Raw genomic sequence first — 23,241 nt, 5'->3', positions numbered from 1 at the left:
AAATCATTCGAGCGAAATCAGAATTAGTTCTAGTTTTGAACAGAAGTTTGGCCGACTGAGGAGGAGTCTCACTCAGCGGGAGCGGTGATCTGGGTCACGAGCGCTGCATGCCACCTTGGGGCGACGCGGCGATCCCACCGCGTACGCGTTTGCGTCACCACCGATCCGCTCAGTTCTCGGCCGCATTCGTCGGCTCCAGGGTCGGATAGTTCCCACCGAAAACGCAGTACGGTCGGCCCCGAATTCACCGGGCCGGACATCAAGGAAGGCACCAGCAGTGTCACTGAATTTGGCAGATCTGTACGAGGGCATCTCGGATCTGATTCCGGACCGCACGGCGCTCGTGTGCGATGGTCGTCGTCGCACCTACGTCGAGCTGGACGAGGGCTCGAATCGCATCGCCCGCCACCTGGCGAGCGTCGGTGTCGGGCCCGGCGATCACGTTGCTCTGCACATGCGCAACAGCATCGAGTTCGTCGAGAGTTTGCTCGGCTGCCTCAAGATTCGTGCGGTCCCGATCAACGTCAACTATCGCTACGTCGACGCCGAACTGACCTATCTGTACAACGATTCGCAGTCGGTGGCACTGATTGTGGACGAGGAGTTCGTTTCCGTCGTGGAGACGGTTCTCCCGGCCGCGCCCGGCATCAAGCACGTCGTTGTCGTCGGCAAGTCCGTGGTCCGCGACATCGAAGGTGTCGACGTCGTTGGATACGCCGACGCTGCCGCGGAGCAGCCCGCTACTCGTGACTTCGCGCCCCGCAGCAACGACGACCTCTTTGTCATCTACACCGGCGGCACGACGGGGATGCCCAAGGGTGTCATGTGGCGTCATGAAGACTTCTACTTCGCGGCGCTCACCGGCGGAAATCCGTTCGGTCCGCCGCACACGACCGCTGAGGCTCTGTTCGCCGCGGTGCCGAACGTCCCCGCGATGAACATGCTCAGTACCGCACCCCTGATGCACGGTGCGGCGTCGTACTCGCTGTTCACCGGATTCTTCATGGGCGCCAACGCAATTCTCATGGCGCGGTTCGACGCGAAGGCGACGCTGCAGCTCGCCGGAAGTGAGAAGGCCGTCTCCATCACCGTCGTCGGAGACGCGATGGCACGTCCGCTCGCAGACGAATTGGCAGCAAACGCAGCAGATTACGACCTCAGCACGGTCGGAATGGTCTCGTCCGGCGGAGCCTTGTTCTCGCTCTCACTGCGGGAGCAGCTCAAGTCGATGCTTCCGAACCTGGTGATCCGCGACGGATTCGGCTCCTCGGAGTCGGGCGTCGACGGCAATCTGGAGATCGGCGAAGACGGCCTGATGCGCATCGCCGCTCGCGACGAGACCCGCGTCGTGGACGAAAGGATGCGGCCGCTGGAGCCGGGATCGCCCGAGACCGGCTACATCGCTCGCAGCGGTCACGTGCCGGTCGGCTACTTCAATGATCCGGTCAAGACCGCGGCTACGTTCCCGGTGATCGACGGGGTGCGGATGTCGGTGCTCGGCGACGTCGGACGCGTGGAAGCCGACGGCTCGATCGTCTTGCTGGGACGTGGTTCTCAGTGCATCAACACCGGCGGGGAGAAGGTGTATCCGGAAGAGGTCGAGCAGGCGCTCAAGAGTCACCCGGCGGTGCTCGACGCTTTGGTCGCGGGAATTCCGGATGCGAAGTTCGGTGAGCGCGTCGCTGCGGTCATCACGACCCGCGAAGGCTTCGACGTCCCGGACGCTGCCGAGATCGGTGAGCATTGCGCGTCGCAGGTCGCTCGGTACAAAGTGCCGCGCACCGTCATGAACGTTCCGTCGATCAGGCGTTCTCCCAGCGGAAAGGCCGACTATCGCTGGGCCAAGGCCACTCTCGCCGAGCAAGTCTCCTAGTCCGGCCGGAGCCGTCCAGCGCGTTTGTGAGGGACGCGTTGGGTGGCTCCGGTGCTCTAGCCTGTCACCGTCAGAACCAGCAGAGCGACGTTGAGTGCAACGATCAAGCCCGCCGCAATCCACGCCGCGACGGTCGTGAGCGGGGCATTGCGCGCGTCGCCCATGAGTTCGGGGTCCGAGGTCATTCGCACCAGCGGGATGATCGCGAAGGGGATGCACAGGCTCAAGACCACTTGGCTGAGCACGAGCGCCAGCGTCGGGTCGACGCCGAGTCCGAGCACGATCAGTGCCGGGATGAGCGTGACGATCCGGCGTGTGATCACCGGAATCCGAATGGCCAGAAGACCATGCATGATCTCGGCGCCGGCCGCGCATCCCACGGAGGTCGACGCGAGTCCGGAGGCGAGGAGGCCGATCGCGAACACCACGGCTACGCCCGGGCCGAGCGAATTCTCGATCGCGGCATGCGCACCGTCGATGGTGTCGGTGCCGGGTACTCCGCGCAGCGCCGAAGCGGCCAGCAGCAGCATGCCGATGTTCACGCCACCGGCGATGATCAACGCGACAACGACATCCCAACGGGTGACTTTGAGTAATCGCTGCAACCGTGGGCCGGGTTTGATGTGGCCGTGGCGATCACGTGCCAATGCGGAGTGAAGGTAGATCGCGTGCGGCATGACCGTTGCTCCGAGCATGCTGGCGGCGAGCAGTACGGTCTCGGTTCCTTCGAAGCGGGGGACCAGTCCGGCGACGGCCTCGCTGCCGGAGACGTCGGTGAAGGCGAGCCCGGTCAGGAAGCCGATGGTGATGATGGCCAGCAATCCCATGACCACGAACTCGAAAGTGCGCTGTCCGCGCCGACTTTGGATCGTCAGGATGACCATCGACACGCATCCGGTGATCAGTCCGCCGAGGAAGAGCGGGATGTTGAAGAGCAGGTTGAGTGCGATGGCGCCGCCGATGACTTCGGCGACGTCGGTCGCGATCGCCATCATCTCGGCCTGGAGCCAGAAGGCGCGGCGGTTGTTCTTACGCAGGCGCTGACCCAGCATTTCGGGCAGGGATCTGCCGGAGACGAGACCGAGTTTCGCGGACAGATACTGCACGAGGACGGCCATCGCGTTGGCGAGTACGAGTACCCAGATGAGGAGGTAGCCGTACTTGGCGCCGGCGGTGAGGTTGGCGGCGACGTTGCCCGGATCGACGTACGCGATTGCCGCGACGAACGCCGGACCGAGCAGGGCGATGGATCTCCCCGTGGGTCGTCGGCGCGGAGTCGTCGGCTCTTGCGTACTGGTGCTCATCGGTCTCCTGGTCACACGTACTCGGACCTGTTGGTTCGAATAAGTGAACTATAGAGTTCGGGGAGCCGAACTTTCAACAGCTGTGCGCGGTCAGCGACCGCAGAGGGTCCCTAACCGCGCACAGGCCGGTTAGGCCGTCACGCCGGCAGCCAGGAGAGCGCGAGCCTCGGGTCGGCCGTCGAGGAGGGCGTTGGTACGCAGTTCGACCTTCCACTCGCCGTCCGTCTTGATCAGTTCCCAGCGGTTCGCGGTGATGCGGAGGACCTTGAATCCCGTCGGGTTCTCGGGGTCTTTGATGACCAACTGCGAATGGCAGGTCGCGACGGCCTTGTTGCCGTCGATGCGGATGTGCGCGGGTGTCATCATGTGGGCCGCGCCGTTCATGATCCAGTTCTGGTGTGAGGCGCTGTGAACCATCGCGCGCAGTTCGCCGCGGCCGTGCATCGCACCGGTATCGACGTCGTAGACGCCGTCCTCGAGCCACAGGTTCGCGACCTCGTCGGCTGATCCGCTGTCGACGGCAGGGCTGTATGTGGTCAGCAGTTCGGTGATCGCGAGCTTGTCCTCGAGCAATTCCACTCGGGCGAGCAGGGATTCGATCAGGGCGGTCGAGTCGGTCATCGGTACGTCCTTTGCATTGGATTGTCGGGGAATCAGGAAGTGGTGAAAGCGAAGCCCTCGGTGAGGGCGATTCGGTGAAGTTCTTCGAGTTGTTCGCAGTAGTGCTCGACGCTTCGAGCGCCGACCGAGCAACTGGCGATGGTCGCCCCGGCGTCACGGACGCGAGTCAAGGCGCGAAGGGAGGATTCGCGATTGCCGAGAGGATCGAGCGGAGCACCGGCGGGAAGCACCACGTCGAATCCGTCGGGGAGCGTCGTGGCGTCGAGCATTTCCTTCAGTTCGGAGAATCGCAGCCCGAACGGCACCCACCCGTCGCCGTGTGTGGTGGCCCGGCGCAGCGATCTCTTGGTCCGGCCGCCGATCCACAGCGGCACCCGTTTCTGGACGGCGTGGGGTTCGACGACAAATCCGGAGTAGTCGTAGAACTCGCCGTGATACTCCGGAGTCGGCGTCGACAGTGATGCCCGAAGTGCGGCCAAGGCATCGTCAGCGCGCGCTCCTCGGTCGGCAAATGGAGCATTTATGAGATCGAATTCTTGTTTCAGAGTCCCCACCCCGAGGCCGAGTATCAGGCGTCCATTGCTGACTCGATCAAGCGTTCCGTAACGCTTGGCGATCTCGAGGGGGTGGTGGTAGCCCAACACCAGCACCTGCGTCGCCAGCAGGATTCTTGATGTACGCGCGGCGAGAAAACCAAGGGTGGCGAGCGGATCCCAGTAGGTTCCGCCGCGCTCGGCGGCAATCTCCTCTGGGACCGCCACGTGTTCACTGCAGGTCAGATGATGGAAACCGAGTCGATCCGCCGTGGCGGCCACTGTGGCGATCTCGCCGATGTCAGCACTTGCCTCCCACTCCGAGCGTGTGCTCGGGTGCTGAATCAGGACCGGTGTGACGATTCCCAGGTGCATCGGGCGTTTATAGCGTCCCCACTCGCCCAGTGGCAGGTGAATTACCGCTGATCGGGATCGAAAAGGTCGATTCACTTTCCAGAAACTGTGACCTGGGTTATAGTCGGTAGAATCAATTCCAGTTTTCGGGAGGCGTCCATGACCATTGTTGACATGAACGACACACTGTCCACCGTCCAGACTGCCGGTGGGCAACCCAAGAAGGATCTGCCGCCGTCGATGGTCGAGCGGATGACACTGATTCTCGACGCCTTCGACGGCCGCGCCGCGCGGCTGACGCTGGAAGAGGTCGCGTGCCGTACTCAGTTGCCGCGCTCCACGGTCCACCGCATTCTCGATCAGCTGGTCAAGCTGGACTGGGTCGATCACGCATCGTTCGGCTACTGCCTCGGGCGTCGCGCGCTCGGCCTCGGTGGTGGCGACGGCGGCCACAGCCAGATCCGCGAAGCCGCTGCACCGCTTCTGCACGAACTGCACCTGCAGACCGGCATGGTCGTTCACCTGTCGGTGCTCGACGGACGCGAGAGCGTCTATCTCGACAAGGTCGGCGGACGATTCGCCGCGGCGCTCCCGTCCCGCGTCGGCGGCAGAGTGCTCGCTCATTCGACGGCTGGTGGCAAGGCGATGCTGGCGTGGATCGACCCTGAGCGCGTCGACGCTCTGTTCGGGGCTTCTCTTCCCCGCTGTACCGAGAACACGATCACCGACGTCGCTGTGCTCCACCAGGAACTGAACCGCATCCGTCAGCGTCGGGGACTGGCCTTCGAACGCGGGGAGTCGGCGCGTGGAGTCGCTTGTGTGGCTTCGGCAATTCGCGGACACGAGGGTCCCGTCGGCAGCATCGCGTTGTGTGGTGACATGCGGACCGCTCAGCTCGAGCGAGTTGCTCCGCTGGTCGTCGACGCGGCTCGCGAGGTCTCGCGGACGCTGTACCCCGAACTGGGTGCTCCTCGCCGCGGCCGCAAAACGCCTCCCGTTCCGACCAATACGTTCTCGGCGGAGACGATGGATCGCCTGCTGGCAGCGTCGTCCGACCACTGGATCTGACGTATTTTGATCGACTTGTCTCGCTGATCGGGACGAGTCATAGCAGCTCAGCGGTACTGATGGCACCGTTCGGACCATGACGACTGAACTGAGCTACGAGGGAACTCTGAAGGAACTGCAGACCGATCTCGGTGTGCTCCGGTACCACGAAGCCGGCGACGGCCCGCCGCTCCTGCTGCTGCACGGATCGGGCCCCGGCGTCACCGGTTGGCGTAACTACCGCGGCGTTCTCGCGGACTTCGCGAAGCACTTCCACTGCTACGTTCTCGAGTTTCCCGGATTCGGCGTCAGCGATCCCGGCCCCGACCATCCGATGATGATGGCGCAGGCGTCGGTCGGGATGTTCCTCGACGGCCTCGGCCTCGGCCCGGTCCACATGATCGGTAACTCCATGGGCGGCATCGTCGCCACCAAGGTCGCGATCGACGAGCCGCACCGGGTGAGCAAGCTCGTCACCATCGGCGGCATGGGAAAGAACACCTTCTCGCCGGGGCCCGGTGAAGGCATCAAACTTCTCATGGAGTTCACCGACAACCCCACCCGCGAAGCCCTGGTCCGCTGGTTGCATTCGATGGTCTTCGACCGTGCCGTCGTCACCGAGCAGCTCATCGAAGAGCGTTGGGCCCTGGCCACCGAGCCGACGACGCTCGAGATCGCCCGTCGTATGTACAGCAGCAAGGCCATGGCCGCCATGGGCGCGGCTGCCGCTGCGTCGACCGCCGTGCCGTACTGGGCGCAGCTGAACAAGATCAAGGCGCCGACGCTGTTGACCTGGGGACGCGACGACCGCGTCAGCCCCGTGGACATGGCGATTCTGCCGATGCGCGACATCCCCAACGGCGAAGTTCACATCTTCCCCAACTGCGGACACTGGACGATGATCGAAGCTCGCGACGCCTGGGTCGCGTCCGTTCTGGCATTTCTGACGCGTCCAGAAGGCAAGTAAGGACGGTGCGCCTTTTTGGTAGCCCCCACTACCAAAAAGGCGCACAGGGGTGCTCCCACTCACCGGGAAGCGTTTCTGCACTTCGGTGGGCTACCTGCCACCGTTTCACCAACAGATTTTCATTCTGCCCAGGCACTCGCCGGGTAGCGAAACCAGAAAGCCGGAAAAATCATGGGTCAGGTTCTGGACAACATCTCACAGTTCGCCGACGAGATCCGCGCTGACGGGGTCGAGGGCGACAAGCTGATGCGCTTGACGGACGGCAGCGCGAAGCGCTTGCGCGACTCCGGCGTCATCCGGATGTTGCAGCCGAAGGAGTTCGGTGGCCTCGAGGCGCATCCGCGTGAATTCGCCGAGACGGCAATGGCTATCGGTGCGATGGACGGTGCCACCGGTTGGGTCAGCGGCATCGTCGGTGTGCATCCGTGGGAGCTTGCGTTCTTCGACCGCAAGGCTCAGGAAGAGGTGTGGGGAACCGATCCCGATACGTGGATGGCGTCGCCGTATGCGCCGATGGGTGTGGCGAGGCCGGTCGAGGGTGGGTACATCCTCAACGGTCGTTGGTCGTTCTCGTCCGGTACCGATCATTGTGACTGGATCATGATCGGTGCGATGGTCGGTGACGAGTCCGGTAAGCCGTTGATGCCGCCGAAGATTCTGCACGTGTTGTTGCCGCGTTCGGATTACGACATCGACCAGGACAGCTGGAATGTCGTGGGCCTGCGCGGTACGGGGTCGAAGGATCTGATCGTCAAGGATGCGTTCTTGCCGACGTATCGGACTCTTGATGCGGGAAAGGTTTTCGACGGGACGGCGTGGAAGGAAGCGGGTCGTACGGAGACGTTGTACAAGTTCCCGTTCTCGTGCATTTTCCCGTTGGGGATCACCTCGTCGTTGATCGGTATCGCCGAAGGTGCGTTGGCGTGCAACATGGCTGCGCAGCGTGAGCGGGTGACGGTCAGTGGTGTTCCGATCAAGGAAGATCCGTACGTGCTGTTCGCGATCGGTGAGGCGGCGGCCGAGATCGCTGCTTCTCGGGCTGCGATCTTGGAGACGGTGGATCGTTTCTGGGACATGACGGAGAAGGGGCAGGAAGTTTCGTTCGAGCTTCGTGCGATCGGTCGGCGTACGCAGACTGCTGCGGCGTGGCGTGCGGTGCGGGCGGTGGACGAGATCTTTGCTCGTTCCGGTGGTGGGGCTTTGCAGTTGAGCACGCCGATGCAGCGGTTCTGGCGTGACGCTCATGCCGGTCTCGCGCACGCGATCCATGTACCCGGTTCCATTTTCCATGCGTCGACGCTCTCGCAGCTCGGTGGCGAACCGCAGGGTATCCACCGCTCGATGATCTAGTCCCACAAATCCTTTCGAAGCAAGGACGGTTAGGCATGACTGAAATTCGGGGCCTGGGGTATCTCAGGATCCAAACGCAGGACGTGGCTCGCTGGCGCGAGCTCGTGGTCGACGGACTCGGCCTCGCGGTCGGTAGTGGCCCGGAAGCCGACGGCCTCTACTTGCGCCTGGACGAGCGTCGTGCGCGACTGATCGTCCTGCCCGGTGAGACGGACAAGGCTCTCGCAGTGGGCTGGGAAGTGCGAGATCAGTTCGCGCTCCAGCGTGTTCGTGAAGCAGTGGAGAAGGCCGGAGTCGAGGTCGAGGTTCTTTCCGAGGTCGACGCCAGCTACCGCGATGCCGAGCAGGTCATCGCATTCGGCGATCCCAACGGCAACCGAGTCGAGGTCTTCTTCGGACCGGTACTCGACCACAGCCCGTTGGTCACCCCGCACGGCGGCCGTTTCGTCACCGGCGATCAGGGCCTCGGCCATGTGGTGCTTCCGGTTACGCGTTTCGACGAGGCATACACCTTCTACACCGAGGTGCTCGGATTTCTCCCGCGCGGTTCCATCCGTCTCGGCGGTATCGATGCGCCGCCGCCGGCTCGCCGCGTTCGCTTCATGGGTGTCAACCAGCGCCACCACAGCCTGGCGTTGTGCCCGGCGCCGCCGGTTGACGAGCCCGGTCTCGTGCACCTGATGATGGAAGCCGAGACTCTCGACGCCGTCGGTCAGGCTCTCGATCGTGTTGCCAAGCTCGGCTTCTCGATCTCCTCGACGTTGGGTCGCCACACGAACGACAAGATGGTGTCGTTCTACGTGCGCGCACCGGGTGGATGGGATCTGGAGTTCGGTTGCGAAGGCATGCTTGTCGACGAAGCCTTCTACACCGCTGAGGAAATCACGGCCGACAGCTACTGGGGCCATGACTGGTCCGAGAGTGAACCGCTGGCCGCGTTCACTCCCAAGAGCTAGCTCTTACGCAACGAAAAAGCTCGGTCCCAATGCATATCGGGGCCGAGCTTTTTCGTGCGATAGATCAGGAAGCTGCTGCGGCCAAACCGGTTTCGAGGTCGGCGAGAATGTCGTCGATCCCTTCGATGCCGACCGCAAGGCGGACGAGCCCCGGGGTGACGCCCGAAGCGAGCTGCTCCTCGGGGGTGAGCTGCGAGTGCGTCGTCGACGCGGGGTGGATGACGAGTGAGCGAACGTCACCGATGTTGGCGACGTGGCTGTGCAACGTCAGAGCGTTGACGAACTTCTTGCCTGCGTCGACTCCACCGGCGAGCTCGAACGCGACGATGGCGCCGGTTCCCTTGGGCGCCAGCTGCTTTCCGCGCTCGTGCCAGGGCGAGGATTCCAGTCCGGCGTACGCGACCGACGTGACCTCGGCGCGGCCCTCGAGGAATTCCGCGACCTTCTGGGCGTTGGACACGTGGCGCTCGATGCGCAGGCTCAGTGTCTCGATACCCTGCGAGATGAGGAAGGCGTTGAACGGTGCGATGGCCGAGCCGAGGTCGCGCAGAAGCTGAACGCGTGCCTTGAGGGCGTAGGCGGGTGCACCGAGATCGGCAAAGGTGACGCCGTGGTAGCTGGGGTCGGGGGTCGTGAAGTTGGTGTGGCGTCCCTGGGTCCAGTCGAAGGTGCCACCGTCGACGATGACGCCGGCGATCGCGGTGCCGTGTCCGCCAAGGTATTTGGTGGCGGAGTGGACGACGATGTCGGCGCCGTGCTTCAGCGGCTGAATGAGGTACGGAGTTGCGACCGTGTTGTCCACGATCAGCGGGATGCCGTGCTCATGGGCGACTGCGCTGATGCCGGGGATGTCGAACACGTCGTTCTTGGGGTTGGAGATGGTTTCGCCGTAGAACGCCTTGGTGTTCGGACGGATTGCCTCACGCCAGTGATCGAGGTTGTCCGGGTCCTCGACGAAGTCGACGGTGATACCGAGCTTGGGCAGCGTGTAGTGGAAGAGGTTGTACGTGCCGCCGTACAGGCGAGGGCTTGAGACGATGTGGTCCCCGGCCTCGGCGAGGTTGAGGATCGCGAAGGATTCGGCGGCCTGACCGGACGCAACCAGCAGAGCCGCGACTCCGCCTTCGAGGGCGGCGATGCGCTGCTCGACGGCGTCCTGCGTCGGGTTCATGATGCGGGTGTAGATGTTGCCCGGCTCGGCGAGGCCGAAGAGCGCCGCCGCATGGTCGGTGTTGTCGAAGACGTAGCTGGTGGTCTGGTAGATCGGAAGCGCCCGAGCGTTGGTAGCGCTGTCCGGGCCCTGTCCGGCGTGGACCTGCTTGGTTTCGAACGACCAATCGGCGGTCGGATCGGTATCGACGGGGGTGTTCTCGCTCATGAATTCATACTCCGTGGTGAAGGTGGGTTGGTGCGGGTCAGGCGGTTTCGACGACTGTATGCACTGGGACGGGATTGCGGGTGAGATCGAGTACGGGGCAGTGGGCGTCGACCGTTTCCTGCAGTTCCAGGTAGCGCTCGCGGCGTTCGGGGCCGGTCAGGGTGACGACCACGCGGACCTCGGAGAATCCCGGGCGAACGGCGTCGTCGAAGCCGAAGAATCCACGAACGTCGAGGTCACCTTCGGCCCTGGCCGAGATGTCGTCGAGAGCGATACCGAGTTTGTCCGCCCAGACGCGGTAGGTGACCACCTGGCAGGAGAGCAGGGAAGCAAGGTAGTACTCGACAGGATTGGCTGCGGTGTTCTCGCCGCCGAGGGCCGGTGGCTCGTCGACCTCGACGCTGTACTTACCGAGAGAAATGGTGCTGGCAACGGCGTCGTGCGCCTGGGCGGAAGCCTTGAATACGACGTGTGCTTTGCTCGCGTCTTTGTCGATGGCGTCGGCGTTGGCTGCTACGACGGAACTCAGGTGTGAGATGGAGGCGGTGGTCATGACAGAAATGTCCCCTGATCTGGGTGTACATACGAGTATCGACGTGAGCGGCGCTCACGTCGTAGGTCCGATCAGTAGATCGGACACCCGGATGTACAGACATGCGCAAAGTCGACATGGCGCCGCCGCGTCAGCAGCGTGCCCGTCTCGTATGCGCCGATTCCCGTCACAGGAGAGACTGTAACCGGTTCATACCCTTTCCGACCAGACGTATAGGAAATCTGTCTCGGATTGTGGTCTGTCATGCGGGCGGCAGTCCGCTCCATCGGGGTGTCCGACGAGTGGCGAAAGCGTCGAGTCCTTCGGCGATGTCCGGAGAGCGCAACACTGCGTCCTTGGCGTCGTCGGTGACCTTCCATCCGTCGGCGTCGGCGTCGGCGTAGAGAGCCTCGATGGCCTTCAGACTCAGACTCACGGAGGTGGGGGAGGACTCGCAGATCTCCGCTGCCATCACCAGTGCCTCGTCGAGTGCCTTACCAGGGGCAGTGACTGCATTGACGACGCCGAGGTCCTTTGCCCGTTCGGGATCGAGTGTGCGGCCGGTGATCAAGAGTTCGCGGGCGACGTTGATCGGAAGCGCGCGAGGCGCCCGAAAGAGTGCTCCGGACGTCGCAACCAGACCGCGTTTGGTTTCGGGAAGGCCGAATTGCGCTGTGGCGGAAGCGACGATCAGATCGCAGGCCAGTGCGATTTCGAAACCGCCACCAAGCGCGTAGCCCTCGACTGCAGCGATCAGGGGCTTGTTCCGCCGGCGCCGGATGACGCCGTACTCTCCGCCGCGAGGCATGCGGAGGTCGGCCCGCTCTCGGATATCGGTTCCGGCGCAAAAGATGTTGGGGGTTCCGGTGATGATGCCGACCCACAGATCAGGGTCGTCGTCGAGAATATTCAGCGCGGCTTCGATTCCCTCGGCAGTCTCACGGTTGATCGCGTTACGGCGTTCTTCGCGTTCGATCCTGACGATGAGAACGCGGTCGTGGCGTTCGGTGGAAACAGTCGACATAATTGGACTGTAGTCCACCTATCGGAGGCGGAGGTGCGTCACCTGACGGGACGGACATTGGACACATTCCGGACTGTGGCGAAGACTGTGTTCTGAGGCGGAGAAGGGCAGGTCGACGTGATTTCCAAACGAGAACAGAACAAGCGCGATACCAACGACAGGTTGCTCTCGGCTGCTCGAATTCTGTTCTCGGCGCAGGGTTTCGCCAGCACGACCGTCGACGACATCGCCGAGCGAGCCGAGGTGTCGCGAGCCACCTTCTTCAATTACTTCCAGGGCAAGGACTCGGTTCTCGAGGCGCTGCACAGTGATCATCTCGATCAGCTTGCGGCACTGGTGGATCAGCTCATGGAATCGCCGATGCCGACTTCTGATCGGATCTCCCGGATTTTTCAGGACTTTGCGCAGCAAGCGATCATGCATCCGCGCTATCTGCGCATGGTGACTGCAGAACTCGAGCGCGACTTCGCCTCCTCCGGAGCGGGGGCGGCCCACGATCATCGGTTCCACGTGGAACTTCTCCGGATCGTCACTGCCGGTATCGAAGCCGGCGAAGTGAGATCGGACTACCCGCCGCTCTTTCTCGCACAGATGATCGGTGGTACGTACGGAGCGTTGGTCCGCTTCTGGCGGCAAGACGCCGATTACGACGTGGTCGGAGAATTCGATCGCGGAGCCAGGTACGTCGCGGAAGGCATCGCTGCTCGCTGATCAGGGAGTGGGCACTACCAGAGGCAGCATCTGCTGGACGCTCACCGAAAGATAGTTTGCGGCAGTCTGATCGCCGGACAGATGGCGCAGCAGGCTCTGCTGGAACAGGCCGTCGAAGATTGCGTACATCGCCGCCGAGGTGACCGATGCCTCTACGTCGAGAAGCTCGGCGTAGCGAGAAACAATGCGCCAGATCATGTTTTCGAGACTCTCGTCGATCGCGGCGACGTCGGCTCGGAACGACTCCTCGAACATCGACTGCGCGCGCAGGTCGTACCAGAGGCGGTGCATCGTGGGTTCTTCGATCATGGTCTCGGCGAGCAGTGCGCCGAAACCGGTTTTCAGTTCCTCCGGTGTCTTCGCGGTGGCGACGATGCCGTCGTAGCGGGTGACGCAGCGTGCCTTGTAGTGGCGCACGCAGTGGGTGATGAGATCGACCTTGTCGCTGAAGTAGTAGTGCAGGACGCCGTGGGAGAACTCCGAATTCTGGGCGATTTCGCGCAGGCTCGTGCGTGCGTAGCCCAATTCGGCCAGGGTTTGCAGTGCGGCCTCGGCGAGTTGATCACGTCGCTCGGAGAATTTGTCGACCTGGCGACGCGACACCTTGTCTGCGTTGGACCGCTTGGCGGAGTCGGACCGCTTCGCGGAGTCGGACTGCTGGCCCGGTGAGCTAGGTGCAGCCTTTTTCCCTGCCTCACTAGGCTTCTCGACTGTCGTGGTCACGATGGCACGTCCTGTTCCCTGCGGTTTCCACAGCGGCACGATCACCGCGTCCGAATCAGTGTAACCCCTGGTCTTTGACGAGCGTGTAACAAAATCTTGACAGTCGTCAAGATTTATCTTGACACTCGTCCAAAGTTGAATACTCTGTGACTCACACCACTTGGCAGCGTCGCTGTGAACGGTGGCATCGCGAGAGTCGTTTCAGTCATGGAGGCAGTCGAAAATGAGCGTGTTTGATCTCGAGGGACGAAAAGCACTGGTCACAGGTGGTGCCAAGGGGCTCGGAGCCGGAATGGCTGAGGCGTTGGCGAAGGCGGGGGCGTCAGTGATGATCGGCGACGTTCTCGAAGACGAGGGTCGTGCCACCGCAGAGGCTGTTGGTTCGGGCGGAGTCAAAACCGGCTTCGTAAAGCTGGACGTCACCGACGATGCCAACTGGGAAGGGGCAGTCGCCGCCACCGCGGAGACTCTCGGCGGCTTCGACATCCTCGTCAACAACGCAGGCATCGAGATTTCCTCGCTGGTGGTCGACCTCGATCCGAACGACATCCGCCGTATGTGTGAGGTCAACATCCTCGGAACAGCGCTCGGAACCAAACACGGACTGCGCAGCATGCGTCCGGGTGGCGTAGCCGGAACCGGCGGTTCCGTCATCAACATCTCTTCAGTGGCCGCAACCATTCCGTTTCCCGGGATCAGTGGATACTCCGCGACCAAGTCCGCGGTCGATCGCTTCACCAGAGTTGCCGCCGCCGAGTCGGGCAAGCTCGGCTACGGAGTCCGCGTCAACTGCATCTACCCGGGTCTTGTCGCCACGGAGATGGGTCTCGGACTCGCGGCGGACATGGAGAAGCTCGGTCTCTGGCCCAGCGCCGAAGCAGCAGTCGGAGACGTCATCGGCCTCACCCCGCTCGGCCGCCTCGGTGAAGTGAACGACATGGCTGACGCCGTTGTGTTCTTGGCCTCCGACGCCGCGCGATTCATCACCGGTATCGGCCTCCCCGTCGACGGTGGCATGGGCATGTAGCTCGCCCTTCATTCGTACGTACACCCTTCTCACGTCTTCGAAAGGTTCCACGAACATGTCCGAAAAGAAGCCAGTCATCGTTTACGGCGTCTCCGGGTACACCGGCCGTCTGGTGTGTGAATACCTGCGCGAGTTCAACATCCCGTTCATCGCAGCCGGCCGCGACGCCGCTCGCATCCAAGAGGTCCTCGACAAGATCCCCGGATTGGACACCGTCGATCACGAGGTCGTCGAGGTCGAGCACACGGTCGAGGCTCTCACCGAATTGTTCACCGGCGCACAGGTTGTCAGTAATATGGTCGGCCCGTTCATCAAGCTCGGCGGCACCGTCGTCGAGGCTGCGTTGAATGCCGGTTGCCACTACATGGATACCACCGGTGAGCAGGACTGGGTACTCGACGTCCAGGAGAAGTTCAGCGACAAGTATCAGGAGAAGGGCCTGCTTCTCTCGCCCGGTATCGCGCAGATGTACACCACCGGTGAGATCGCGGCCAATATCGCACTGGAAACGCCGGGGCTCGATACGCTCGACATCCTCGTGCTGTGGAAGGGATTTCCCACCTACGCGTCCACTCAGACGATCTTCACCATCCTCAAGGCAAACTGGTACTACCTCGAGCAGAACAAGTACGTGCAGTGGGCGCCCGGCCAGACTTTCGACGTCGTCGTTCCCGGCCAGCACGAAACTGCGCTTGCATTGCCGTGGGGCGGAACATGCCACCCGGTGTGGTTCAAGAACGATCCGCGAGTTTCCAACGTCAAGGCTGCGGGCGGAGTGTTCGACCGCACCGTGATGGAAGGCGTTGTCGCGACGCAGAAGATCGTGGAGGAGCAGATCAAGACCCTGCCCGCCGACGAGCAGGAAGCCGCCTTGGCCGAGATCGCCGGATCGGTTCAGGCCGGTATGCCCCCTCGTGAAAATCCGCGCATCAACACCTCACTCGACTCCGTCTACGCGTCGGGCCCGCTGGGTCGCTCGCACGTCGTGATCCACGGAAACTGTAACTACAAGCAGACGGGCCTCCTGCACGCCTATGCAGCGCATTCTCTGCTCCAGCAGGCGCCGAAGCGGACCGGGCTTGCCTCGGCTTGCCAGGCGTTCGGCCATCGCGAACTGCTCGGCGCGCTACGTAGTTTCGGGCTGGCTCTGGAGCCGGAAGTAACCATCAACGCCTAACTCGTCGTCCTCGTCATCATGTTCACGGCTCCCGGCGTGTAGCACGCCGGGAGCCCCGCCCTGGAGGCTCCCCATGCGTTTGACCGACTATCTCGACAAGGGAGCCTCTCTTGGTTCCACTGCACCGTGTTTGACGATGGGGGAGCGCACTCTCTCCTACGGCGAGGTGCAGCAGTTCAGCCGACGCTTCGCAGCTTCGCTCGCGGCTTCGGGCATCGCGGCGGGCGAAAAGGTCGCGATTTTGTCCGGCAACGACCCGATCTCGTTCTCCTGCGTATTCGGTATCAGTAGGGCTGGCGCAGTCTGGTGCCCGATCAACCCTCGCAACGAAGCTGCGGAAAACCGAGACCTGTTGGATCTGTTCGATTGTCGCGCTCTGTTCTTCCAGAAGTCCTATGCGCCGCTCGTCGACCAGATCAAGGATGCTCTTCCCCAGTTGGTGACGCTCGTCTGTATCGACGGCGAGTGGGATTCGGCACAGTCCCTCGAAAGCTGGCTCGGGGAAGACGAACTCGACGCCGCGGCGCCCGACGACGTCACCATGCTGGTCGGCACCGGTGGTACAACTGGACGGCCAAAGGGAGTGATGTTGACCGGGCACAACATCGAGACGATGACCGCAATCACCTTGATGAGTTATCCGTTCGAGGGGCGCCCGGTGTATCTGGCGCTGGCACCGCTGACTCACGCCGCCGGTGTTCTGTGCTTCCCGATCATGGCCCTCGGCGGCGAAGTGGTGATCATGCCGAAGCCCGATCTCGGGTACTTCCTCGCGAACGTTCAGAAGCACAAGGTGACTCACACCTTCCTGCCGCCGACGCTCATCTACATGCTGCTCGAGCACGAGGCCCTGTCGGCCACGGATCTCAGCTCGCTGCAATGCTTCTGGTACGGAGCGGCGCCGATCTCCCCGACCAGACTCGCGGAGGCGATCGACAAGATCGGCCCGGTCATGGCTCAGCTGTTCGGGCAGAGTGAAGCCCCCATGATGATCTCGACGATGTCACCGAAGGAGCACTTCGGCTCGGACGGCACTGTCGCAACGTCACGACTTTCGTCGGCGGGTCGACCGTCGCCGTTGGTGACCGTGGGGATCATGGACGACAAAGGCGCGCTGCTCGGACATGGCGAGCGTGGTGAGGTGGTGATTCGCAGTTCGTTGGTGATGGCGGGTTATTACAAGAACCCCGACGCAACCGCGGAAGCGTCAGCCCACGGCTGGCATCACACCGGCGATATCGGGTACCTGGACGAGGACAATTTCCTGTTCATCGTCGACCGTGCGAAGGACATGATCATCACCGGCGGTTTCAACGTCTATTCGGTCGAGGTGGAGCAGGCACTCATGGCGTATCCGGGGATTCAGGACTGCGGAGTGATCGGGTTGCCGGACGACAAGTGGGGCGAACGCGTTGTGGCAGTGGTGCAACCGCACCTCGGCGCCGACATCGACGGCGCCGAGGTGATGGCTTTCGTGAAGGCTCGCATCGGAAGTGTGAAGACTCCGAAGCAAGTCATCGTCTGGGACGATCTACCTCGCTCCAAGGTCGGCAAAGTTCTCAAGAACGAGATCAAGAGCGAGCTGACGGGCTGAGGTCACGACTCGCACACCACGTCTTCGGCCGGCAGTGAGCCGTCGAGCAGGTACGAGTTGACGGCGGCGTTCGCGCAAGTATTCGCGTAGCCCGGGAACACCGCATGAGTGCGGCCTGGAACTGTCACGAGCCGTGAGCCTTTCATCGCTTCATGCATGCCGAGGCCTTCGTCGTACGTCGTGCGGGTGTCACCGGTTGCCTGGATCTGCAATGCCGGAACGTTGTTGTCGATGTCGATCCGCGTAGGGGCCTCACTGCGCCAGAACGCGCACGGCATGATCGTGTTGTGTGTGCCGGCAAAGATCGGCTGATCATCACGGTGCTCCTCCAACTTGTTGCGGTACCACTGGGGATCGCTCGGCATCGATACGTCTCCGCAGACGATGGCGATTGTCCCGGCATAGTCAGGACCGGTTCCCAGTTCGGTCTGGAACCATGCCTGCATCAATCCCGTCAGCTGGGGATGGATGTTCTCGACGGTCTTGCCTGCGGCGAGATCGCGCAACTGAAACAATACCTGTGCGAATGCCTCACTTTCCTTCTCGGTGTCGCCGGTTCCGTTGACGTACATCAGGAATGGAAGGACGTGATCGTCGACGGCATGATCACCGATCTGTATCGGAGTGGTGGCCGCGTCCGAGATCAGCTTCTCGATGAGGGCGCGAACTTCGGCGGGCGTCGATCCGAGTGCATAGGTGGAGTTGTGTTCTGCTGCCCACTGCGAGAATCCGTCGATCGCTTTCTCGTTGGCCGGGCCCATGTCCTGGAACATCTCGTATCCGTATTTCTTCGGATCCGGTGCACTGTCGAGAACCACACGGTCGATCCTGTCCGGGAACATTTGAGCATAGGTTGCACCGAGGTATGTGCCGTACGACCACCCGAAGTACGACGCCTTCTCCTGGTCGAGGGCGCCACGAATCACGTCGAGGTCGCGGGCGATGTTTTGAGTATTGATGTGCGGCAGATAGTCCGGGTACTTGTCCCAGCATGTGTCAGCGGCCTCGCGTGCGAGCGCAACACTCTCGTTCCATCCCTCGTCCGTGGTGCCCGGCGACCGCATCCATGTCATCTGTTCGACGCCGCAGTCGATCGGTGTGCTCTTGCCGAGTCCTCGGGTGTCCGTGCCGATGACGTCGTATGCCGCTGCGACTTCCGGTGTCATGCCCGCATTCAGAATCTCGGGCAATCCCAGTCCTCGGCCGCCCGGGCCGCCGGGGTTGGTGAGCAGGATCCCGCGTCGCTGTGCGGGGTCGGTGGATGCGACCCGCGAGATCGCCACTTCGATCGTCTTGCCGTCGGGGGCGGAATAGTCCAAAGGTACTGTGACCATGGCGCATTCACTTGCGGTCGACGTTCCGGTGTCTGTGGCGCATGGCCCCCACTCGAGATCCTGTTCGTAGAACGCGCTGAGATTCGATTGTGGATCTTCCTGCGGAGTAGCAGGATCCGAGCACGCCGCCAATGCAGGTACGGCGAGTGCGGCAGCGGCGATTGTGGTAGCCAGCCACCTTCGTGATCGAGGCATGCGTGATCTGGGCATGGTGAATCCAGTCATTGTCGTGTCCTTGCGTTGAGCCCATTTTCGGGCAGTGTTGGTCACCCCACTTCGAATGTGGGGGCTAATCAGGGTTTTTCAGAGGCGGGATTGACGGGCGGCGAACTCCGCGGCCACAGCCTTCGCGAATCTTTCCTGGGTGACGGTTCGTCGATCCGCTTGGTGTTCGCGCAGTACCGCTACCAGCCGGGTGGGGGAAGCGTCCTCCGGTGCAGCCTGTTCGGGTAGCACGCGCTCGGTGAAGTCGCAGAACTGAATGGCAAGGGCCGCAATCGTGTCCGCGTCAGCCGGTGCGTCGGCGAGGGCATACATACGAGTTATCAATTCGATGGCCTGCTCGCGGTTCGGCTCGGCCAATACCCGGCGATGGGCGGACAGGAGTGAATCGCAGACCTCGGGATCGCCCCCGGAGACCGTGAGTGCGAGGATCAGAAGTTCACGCTCGTTGTCGATCCACGCTGTCGGCGCACCGGCAACGACGTACTGTGCGAGCACTTCCGAAAACGCGTCGGGTAGTTCAGGATCGGCATTGCGGCGTAGCGACTCGATGTGCGCACGCTGAACAGCGATCTGTTCGGCCTTCGTCGCCAATTCCTTGTCGAGGGCATCGAGTGCGGACCGAGTGTCGTGAGCGTCGCCGTCGAGTAGTTCGGCGATCTTGGCAACAGGAATCCCCAGATCGCGCAGGCGGCGGATGCGACTCAGTCGTGCCAGGTCCACCGCCCGGTACATGCGGTAGCCGTTGGGTTGGCGTTGTGGTTCTTCGAGAAGGCCGTTCGAGTGGTAGTAGCGCACGGATCTGACGGTGGTGCCGGCCAATTTGGCCAGCTCGCCGATGGTCATCATCGCCCTGCCCTCCCGTGATCGAATCGGATTCCGTCAGTGAAAACCATTCTCCAACCTTGACGCGGCGTCAGGGTCAAGATTCGCGCCGGAGAACGTGACCGTTGACACTTTAAGGCGGTGAACTTAATCTGACTTTTGTCCTTTACGACATCGTCGATTTCGAGGAAGTGTCCTGATGGCTACCCTTTTTCCTGCGGCAACAATCTTTCCGATCCCCACCGACCCGCTTGCTGCGTACGGTCCACTCGTTGCTCACCGGAATCCCGAGTCGGTAGTTCCGGCACCGTACGAACACTTTGCGGTCAAGGCGGTCGCGCCGACGATCGGAGCGGAAATCTCCGGTATTCGACTCGGTGGGGGTCTGTCTGATGCCGTGATTGCGGAACTCCGCCGAGCTCTCCTCGAATGGAAAGTCCTCTTCTTCCGCGATCAGGACCTCGACCGAGCGGAACATCGAGCTTTTGCCGAGCGTTGGGGCGATCTCGAACAGCATCCGTTCTTCAAGTACACGCAGCCCGGGCAGACGGACGTCGATGTCACGACACTGGCGAAGGATGCGATGGTCGGCGGAGTCGAGAACAACTGGCACAACGACGTTACGTGGCACGAGTTTCCTTCGTTCGCAGCAGTTCTTCGTGCGGTCGAGGTGCCGGAGGTGGGTGGTGACACTTTGTGGGCCGATACTGCAGCTGGCTACGATCTGCTTCCTGAAGACATCAAGAAGCGTATCGACCCGCTTGTTGCAGAACACGATTGGATCAACTCGTTCGGCAGGTCGATGCCGGTGGATGCGGTCGAGATGTTGCGTCCGAAGTTCCCCGCTGTGCAGCATCCGGTGGTTCGGATCATTCCGGAAAGTGGCAGGCGGGTGTTGTTCGTCAACATGACCTTCACGCAACGGATCTTGGGTGTGTCAGAAGAAGAATCGAACGAACTTCTCACGATGCTGTATCGCCACGTCAATCGTCCGGAATTTCAGGTCCGTTTGAAGTGGGAGCCGAATACTGTTGCCTTCTGGGACAATCGGACCTGCCAGCACTACGCGGCCAGTGACTACTTCCCGGCTCGTCGTGTGATGGATCGAATCTCGATTGTCGGGGATCGACCGGTGGGCGTCGGGGGCTGATACGACGCTCAGCGCCTCGAGTGTCTACTACGGGAAGTAGTAACGCACCTCACATGGTTTTTCGACGCCTTGTCGATATGATTTCGACAAGGCGTCGATAAAAGTCGGCGTGACTCGTATCGACGACTTTGGAGCTTCCCGAATGTTCCTCGCCCTGCGTGAACTGTGGTTTGCGCGAAATCGATTCCTCTTGATGGGTGCCGTGGTTGCCCTCATCTCGATCCTGATGGTGATTCTGTCCGGCCTCTCGTCCGGACTGGTAAATGACGGTGTCTCCGCTTTGCAGCGGACGCCGATTCAGGCGTTTGCCTTCGCACCGGACACCAAAGCCGACTCAGCGTTTTCGCGCTCGGTCGTCACCGAGGAGCAGGCGCAGGCATGGCGTATGCAACCCGATGTCCAAGACGCCGAGCTCTTCGGCAACATGATCGTCAATGCAAAAACTCGCAGTGGCACGCCTGTCGATCTCACGCTCTTCGGCATCGAACCTGGCTCCTTCCTCGAGCCCGTCTCCGCCGACGGGAGGGGGCTGCAAGCCGACACGGAAATCATCGTCAGCTCTACCTTCCGTGACGACGGTGTTGCGATCGGTGACACCGTGATACTCGATCGACTCGGTACGGAGCTGACAGTTGTCGGATTCACCGAAGACAAGCGCACTTTCGGTCACGTCGACGTCGCCTACCTGCCCCTGCGTACTTGGCAGGAGGTTCACGCCGGTGCCAAGATCGGCGAAACCGCCAATGCCAGTGCCTATTCCGAAGCAAGTGTTGTTGCGATTCGGGGCATTGGTGGCGCGTTACCGGATCTCGTGTCGGGTGATGCGGCGGCGGGAACGTCCGCAAAGACGCTCGAGGAATCTTTCGACTCCTCACCAGGGTTCTCCGCGGAAATGATGACTATGTCGATGATCAAGGCGTTTCTGTACGCGATTTCGGCCCTGGTGGTCGGTGCATTCTTCAGTATCTGGACGGTTCAGCGCGGTCGTGAACTCGCAGTGCTGCGCGCGATGGGAGCCTCTACCGGCTTCCTGCTTCGTGACGGCATGGCGCAGGCACTGGTAGTGCTGCTTGGTTCCATCGGCCTCGGTGTGTTGCTGGGCTTGGGGCTCGGTTCGGGGCTCGAAGGCGGGGGGATGCCGTTCGCCCTCGAGTCCGGCCCAGTCGTCAACGGCGCAGTGCTCTTGGCGGTACTCGGGCTGGTCGGCGCAGCCGTTGCCATCGTCCGTGTTACCCGTGTCAACCCGCTCACCGCATTGGGAGAAAACCGATGACCACAGTCGAAAAGACCACAACCGGATTGGTATTGACCGCTGTCAGTCTTCGATTCGGTGACGGTGACTCCACCGTGCTCGCCCTCGACAACGTGAACCTGGAGGTCTCGTGCGGCGAACTTGTCGCGATCGTCGGACCGTCAGGCGCTGGAAAGTCGAGCTTGCTCGCTGTGGCCGGCGGACTCGGTCGGCCGTCGAGTGGAACGATTGTCATCGACGGCGTGGACGTGTCGGCGATGCCGGCCCGTGCTCTCGCCAAACTTCGACGAGACAAGGTCGGCTTCGTCTTTCAGTCCGGCAACCTGATTCCAGCGCTGACGGCGCGCGATCAGCTTCGGCTGATTCCCAAGCTCACGGGGCGGCCGGGTCGCGATCCCGAGGAGTTGCTCGACTCGGTCGGTATGAGTCACCGTGCAGATCGTCGACCCGGTCAACTCTCCGGCGGTGAACGCCAGCGCGTCGGTATCGCTCGGGCATTGATGAGCAATCCCTCGCTACTGCTCGTCGACGAGCCGACGGCTGCTCTCGACCGCAAACGCAGCCATGAGGTGGTCGAACTGCTCTCGCGCGAAACTCACGAGGCAGGCGTCGCTACGATCATGGTGACCCACGATCACGACGTGCTCGGGCACTGCGACCGCATCCTCGAAATGGTTGACGGTCGGTTGCGTCAGAGCGAGTAAGCCCGCGAGGGGACTGGAGGAGATTCGGTGCCGAGGATCGATGCGCCCACTGTGGTCGAGCATCGTGCTGCTCAGCGCCGTGCCCTCCTCGACGCTGCACACGCTCTTCTGTCCGAGGCCCCGGACCGGCCGCCGGGGCTCGGTGAGGTGGCAGCGAAGGCAGGGCTCGCCAGGTCGAGTGCCTACCACTACTTCCGGTCCCGGGAAGATCTCCTCAGTGCCGTCGTCGAAGACATGTTCCCGCGCTGGAACGACAAGATCGTCGAGGCGATGGCAGGCGCAGACGATCCGGTATGGGCGTACGTCGAGGCAAACCTCCAACTGGTTGCCGACGGGGAGCATGCGATAGTCGGAGCGCTGGCGACGCTGACCCCGCAAATGTTTCGAGATTCGCGGATCATGGAAATGCACGACAGTCTTGTGCTTCCTCTGGTCGAGGCCCTCCGTCTCCGTGGCGTGTCGGACCCGAAGCTCACCGCCAAGTTGATCAACTCGCTGGTGCATACGGGTACTGAACTGATCGAATCCGGTTGCAGCATGGACGAAGTCAGGTCCGCCGTGCGTGAGGTCCTCGCGTGAATGG

Annotated in this window: 22 protein-coding genes; 13 read left to right on the top strand and 9 right to left on the bottom strand. The window is 62.2% G+C overall.

Annotated elements, in window-relative coordinates; all coding sequences use genetic code 11:
- The first annotated feature begins 277 nt into the window (after positions 1–277).
- The gene (locus M0639_RS25065; protein ID WP_007729448.1) at positions 278–1,873 is read left to right on the top strand and encodes an acyl-CoA synthetase; all 1,596 of its coding nucleotides are present in this window, start codon (positions 278–280) and stop codon (positions 1,871–1,873) included.
- Between the two features lie 56 nt (positions 1,874–1,929).
- Here the strand turns inward: M0639_RS25065 and M0639_RS25060 are convergent, their stop codons facing one another.
- The 3 genes from M0639_RS25060 to M0639_RS25050 form a co-directional block, all read right to left on the bottom strand.
- Positions 1,930–3,177, bottom strand: coding sequence for an Nramp family divalent metal transporter (locus M0639_RS25060; protein WP_020909201.1), 1,248 nt, complete (start codon positions 3,175–3,177; stop codon positions 1,930–1,932).
- 129 nt (positions 3,178–3,306) lie between these two features.
- On the bottom strand, positions 3,307–3,798 hold the full coding sequence (locus tag M0639_RS25055) for a nuclear transport factor 2 family protein (RefSeq protein WP_003939809.1): 492 nt from the start codon (positions 3,796–3,798) through the stop codon (positions 3,307–3,309).
- A 32-nt stretch (positions 3,799–3,830) separates the two neighbouring features.
- Positions 3,831–4,706 carry a TIGR03619 family F420-dependent LLM class oxidoreductase gene (locus M0639_RS25050; protein ID WP_064074263.1) on the bottom strand — a complete coding sequence of 292 codons (876 nt, stop codon included), beginning with the start codon at positions 4,704–4,706 and terminating at the stop codon, positions 3,831–3,833.
- Positions 4,707–4,844: 138 nt separating this feature from the next.
- On the opposite strand from M0639_RS25050, the gene M0639_RS25045 reads away from it, so the two are divergent.
- The 4 genes from M0639_RS25045 to bphC all read left to right on the top strand — a co-directional run bounded on the left by M0639_RS25045 (position 4,845) and on the right by bphC (position 9,005).
- Positions 4,845–5,753: an IclR family transcriptional regulator gene (locus M0639_RS25045; RefSeq protein WP_007729442.1), complete on the top strand. Its 909-nt coding sequence runs from the start codon at positions 4,845–4,847 to the stop codon at positions 5,751–5,753.
- Positions 5,754–5,829: 76 nt separating this feature from the next.
- Entirely contained in the window at positions 5,830–6,699 is an 870-nt protein-coding gene (locus M0639_RS25040) for an alpha/beta fold hydrolase (RefSeq protein ID WP_003940235.1), read from the top strand.
- Between the two features lie 171 nt (positions 6,700–6,870).
- A complete protein-coding gene (locus M0639_RS25035; RefSeq protein ID WP_064074264.1) occupies positions 6,871–8,049 on the top strand; it encodes an acyl-CoA dehydrogenase family protein in 1,179 nt (392 codons plus the stop codon).
- A gap of 35 nt (positions 8,050–8,084) precedes the next feature.
- The gene (gene bphC, locus M0639_RS25030) at positions 8,085–9,005 is read left to right on the top strand and encodes a biphenyl-2,3-diol 1,2-dioxygenase (RefSeq protein WP_042924009.1); all 921 of its coding nucleotides are present in this window, start codon (positions 8,085–8,087) and stop codon (positions 9,003–9,005) included.
- A gap of 64 nt (positions 9,006–9,069) precedes the next feature.
- Here the strand turns inward: bphC and M0639_RS25025 are convergent, their stop codons facing one another.
- The 3 genes from M0639_RS25025 to M0639_RS25015 form a co-directional block, all read right to left on the bottom strand.
- Positions 9,070–10,383: a bifunctional o-acetylhomoserine/o-acetylserine sulfhydrylase gene (locus M0639_RS25025; protein ID WP_003939848.1), complete on the bottom strand. Its 1,314-nt coding sequence runs from the start codon at positions 10,381–10,383 to the stop codon at positions 9,070–9,072.
- Between the two features lie 37 nt (positions 10,384–10,420).
- A complete protein-coding gene (locus M0639_RS25020; RefSeq protein ID WP_064074265.1) occupies positions 10,421–10,936 on the bottom strand; it encodes an OsmC family protein in 516 nt (171 codons plus the stop codon).
- Positions 10,937–11,177: 241 nt separating this feature from the next.
- Positions 11,178–11,939, bottom strand: coding sequence for an enoyl-CoA hydratase-related protein (locus M0639_RS25015; RefSeq protein WP_064074266.1), 762 nt, complete (start codon positions 11,937–11,939; stop codon positions 11,178–11,180).
- Positions 11,940–12,056: 117 nt separating this feature from the next.
- Here M0639_RS25015 and M0639_RS25010 point away from each other — a divergent pair, with 117 nt between their 5' ends.
- Complete coding sequence (locus M0639_RS25010; RefSeq protein WP_003940428.1) at positions 12,057–12,650, top strand: TetR/AcrR family transcriptional regulator; 594 nt, start codon at positions 12,057–12,059, stop codon at positions 12,648–12,650.
- Here M0639_RS25010 and M0639_RS25005 read toward each other — a convergent pair whose 3' ends face one another.
- Complete coding sequence (locus tag M0639_RS25005) at positions 12,651–13,253, bottom strand: TetR/AcrR family transcriptional regulator (protein WP_030536953.1); 603 nt, start codon at positions 13,251–13,253, stop codon at positions 12,651–12,653.
- 343 nt (positions 13,254–13,596) lie between these two features.
- On the opposite strand from M0639_RS25005, the gene M0639_RS25000 reads away from it, so the two are divergent.
- The 3 genes from M0639_RS25000 to M0639_RS24990 all read left to right on the top strand — a co-directional run bounded on the left by M0639_RS25000 (position 13,597) and on the right by M0639_RS24990 (position 17,171).
- Positions 13,597–14,400: an SDR family NAD(P)-dependent oxidoreductase gene (locus tag M0639_RS25000; RefSeq protein WP_064074267.1), complete on the top strand. Its 804-nt coding sequence runs from the start codon at positions 13,597–13,599 to the stop codon at positions 14,398–14,400.
- A 55-nt stretch (positions 14,401–14,455) separates the two neighbouring features.
- Complete coding sequence (locus M0639_RS24995; protein WP_003940189.1) at positions 14,456–15,577, top strand: DUF5938 domain-containing protein; 1,122 nt, start codon at positions 14,456–14,458, stop codon at positions 15,575–15,577.
- 73 nt (positions 15,578–15,650) lie between these two features.
- Entirely contained in the window at positions 15,651–17,171 is a 1,521-nt protein-coding gene (locus tag M0639_RS24990) for an AMP-binding protein (protein ID WP_064074268.1), read from the top strand.
- 2 nt (positions 17,172–17,173) lie between these two features.
- Here M0639_RS24990 and M0639_RS24985 read toward each other — a convergent pair whose 3' ends face one another.
- Together M0639_RS24985 and M0639_RS24980 are read right to left on the bottom strand one after the other, a co-directional pair.
- On the bottom strand, positions 17,174–18,730 hold the full coding sequence (locus M0639_RS24985; protein WP_064074322.1) for an alpha/beta fold hydrolase: 1,557 nt from the start codon (positions 18,728–18,730) through the stop codon (positions 17,174–17,176).
- Positions 18,731–18,808: 78 nt separating this feature from the next.
- Positions 18,809–19,576, bottom strand: coding sequence for a MerR family transcriptional regulator (locus M0639_RS24980; RefSeq protein ID WP_064074269.1), 768 nt, complete (start codon positions 19,574–19,576; stop codon positions 18,809–18,811).
- A 175-nt stretch (positions 19,577–19,751) separates the two neighbouring features.
- On the opposite strand from M0639_RS24980, the gene M0639_RS24975 reads away from it, so the two are divergent.
- The 4 genes from M0639_RS24975 to M0639_RS24960 all read left to right on the top strand — a co-directional run bounded on the left by M0639_RS24975 (position 19,752) and on the right by M0639_RS24960 (position 23,237).
- A complete protein-coding gene (locus M0639_RS24975; protein WP_054781556.1) occupies positions 19,752–20,702 on the top strand; it encodes a TauD/TfdA dioxygenase family protein in 951 nt (316 codons plus the stop codon).
- Positions 20,703–20,844: 142 nt separating this feature from the next.
- A complete protein-coding gene (locus M0639_RS24970; RefSeq protein WP_064074323.1) occupies positions 20,845–21,975 on the top strand; it encodes an ABC transporter permease in 1,131 nt (376 codons plus the stop codon).
- Entirely contained in the window at positions 21,972–22,658 is a 687-nt protein-coding gene (locus M0639_RS24965) for an ABC transporter ATP-binding protein (protein ID WP_003939803.1), read from the top strand. Before M0639_RS24970 ends, M0639_RS24965 begins: the two co-directional genes overlap by 4 nt.
- A 27-nt stretch (positions 22,659–22,685) precedes the next feature.
- Positions 22,686–23,237 carry a TetR/AcrR family transcriptional regulator gene (locus M0639_RS24960; RefSeq protein WP_064074270.1) on the top strand — a complete coding sequence of 184 codons (552 nt, stop codon included), beginning with the start codon at positions 22,686–22,688 and terminating at the stop codon, positions 23,235–23,237.
- Positions 23,238–23,241 lie beyond the last annotated feature (4 nt).

Source organism: Rhodococcus qingshengii JCM 15477 (assembly GCF_023221595.1).
GTDB lineage: Bacteria > Actinomycetota > Actinomycetes > Mycobacteriales > Mycobacteriaceae > Rhodococcus_F > Rhodococcus_F qingshengii.
Note: the sequence above shows the minus strand (reverse complement) of the source record. Positions and strands in the feature narration are given on the sequence as shown.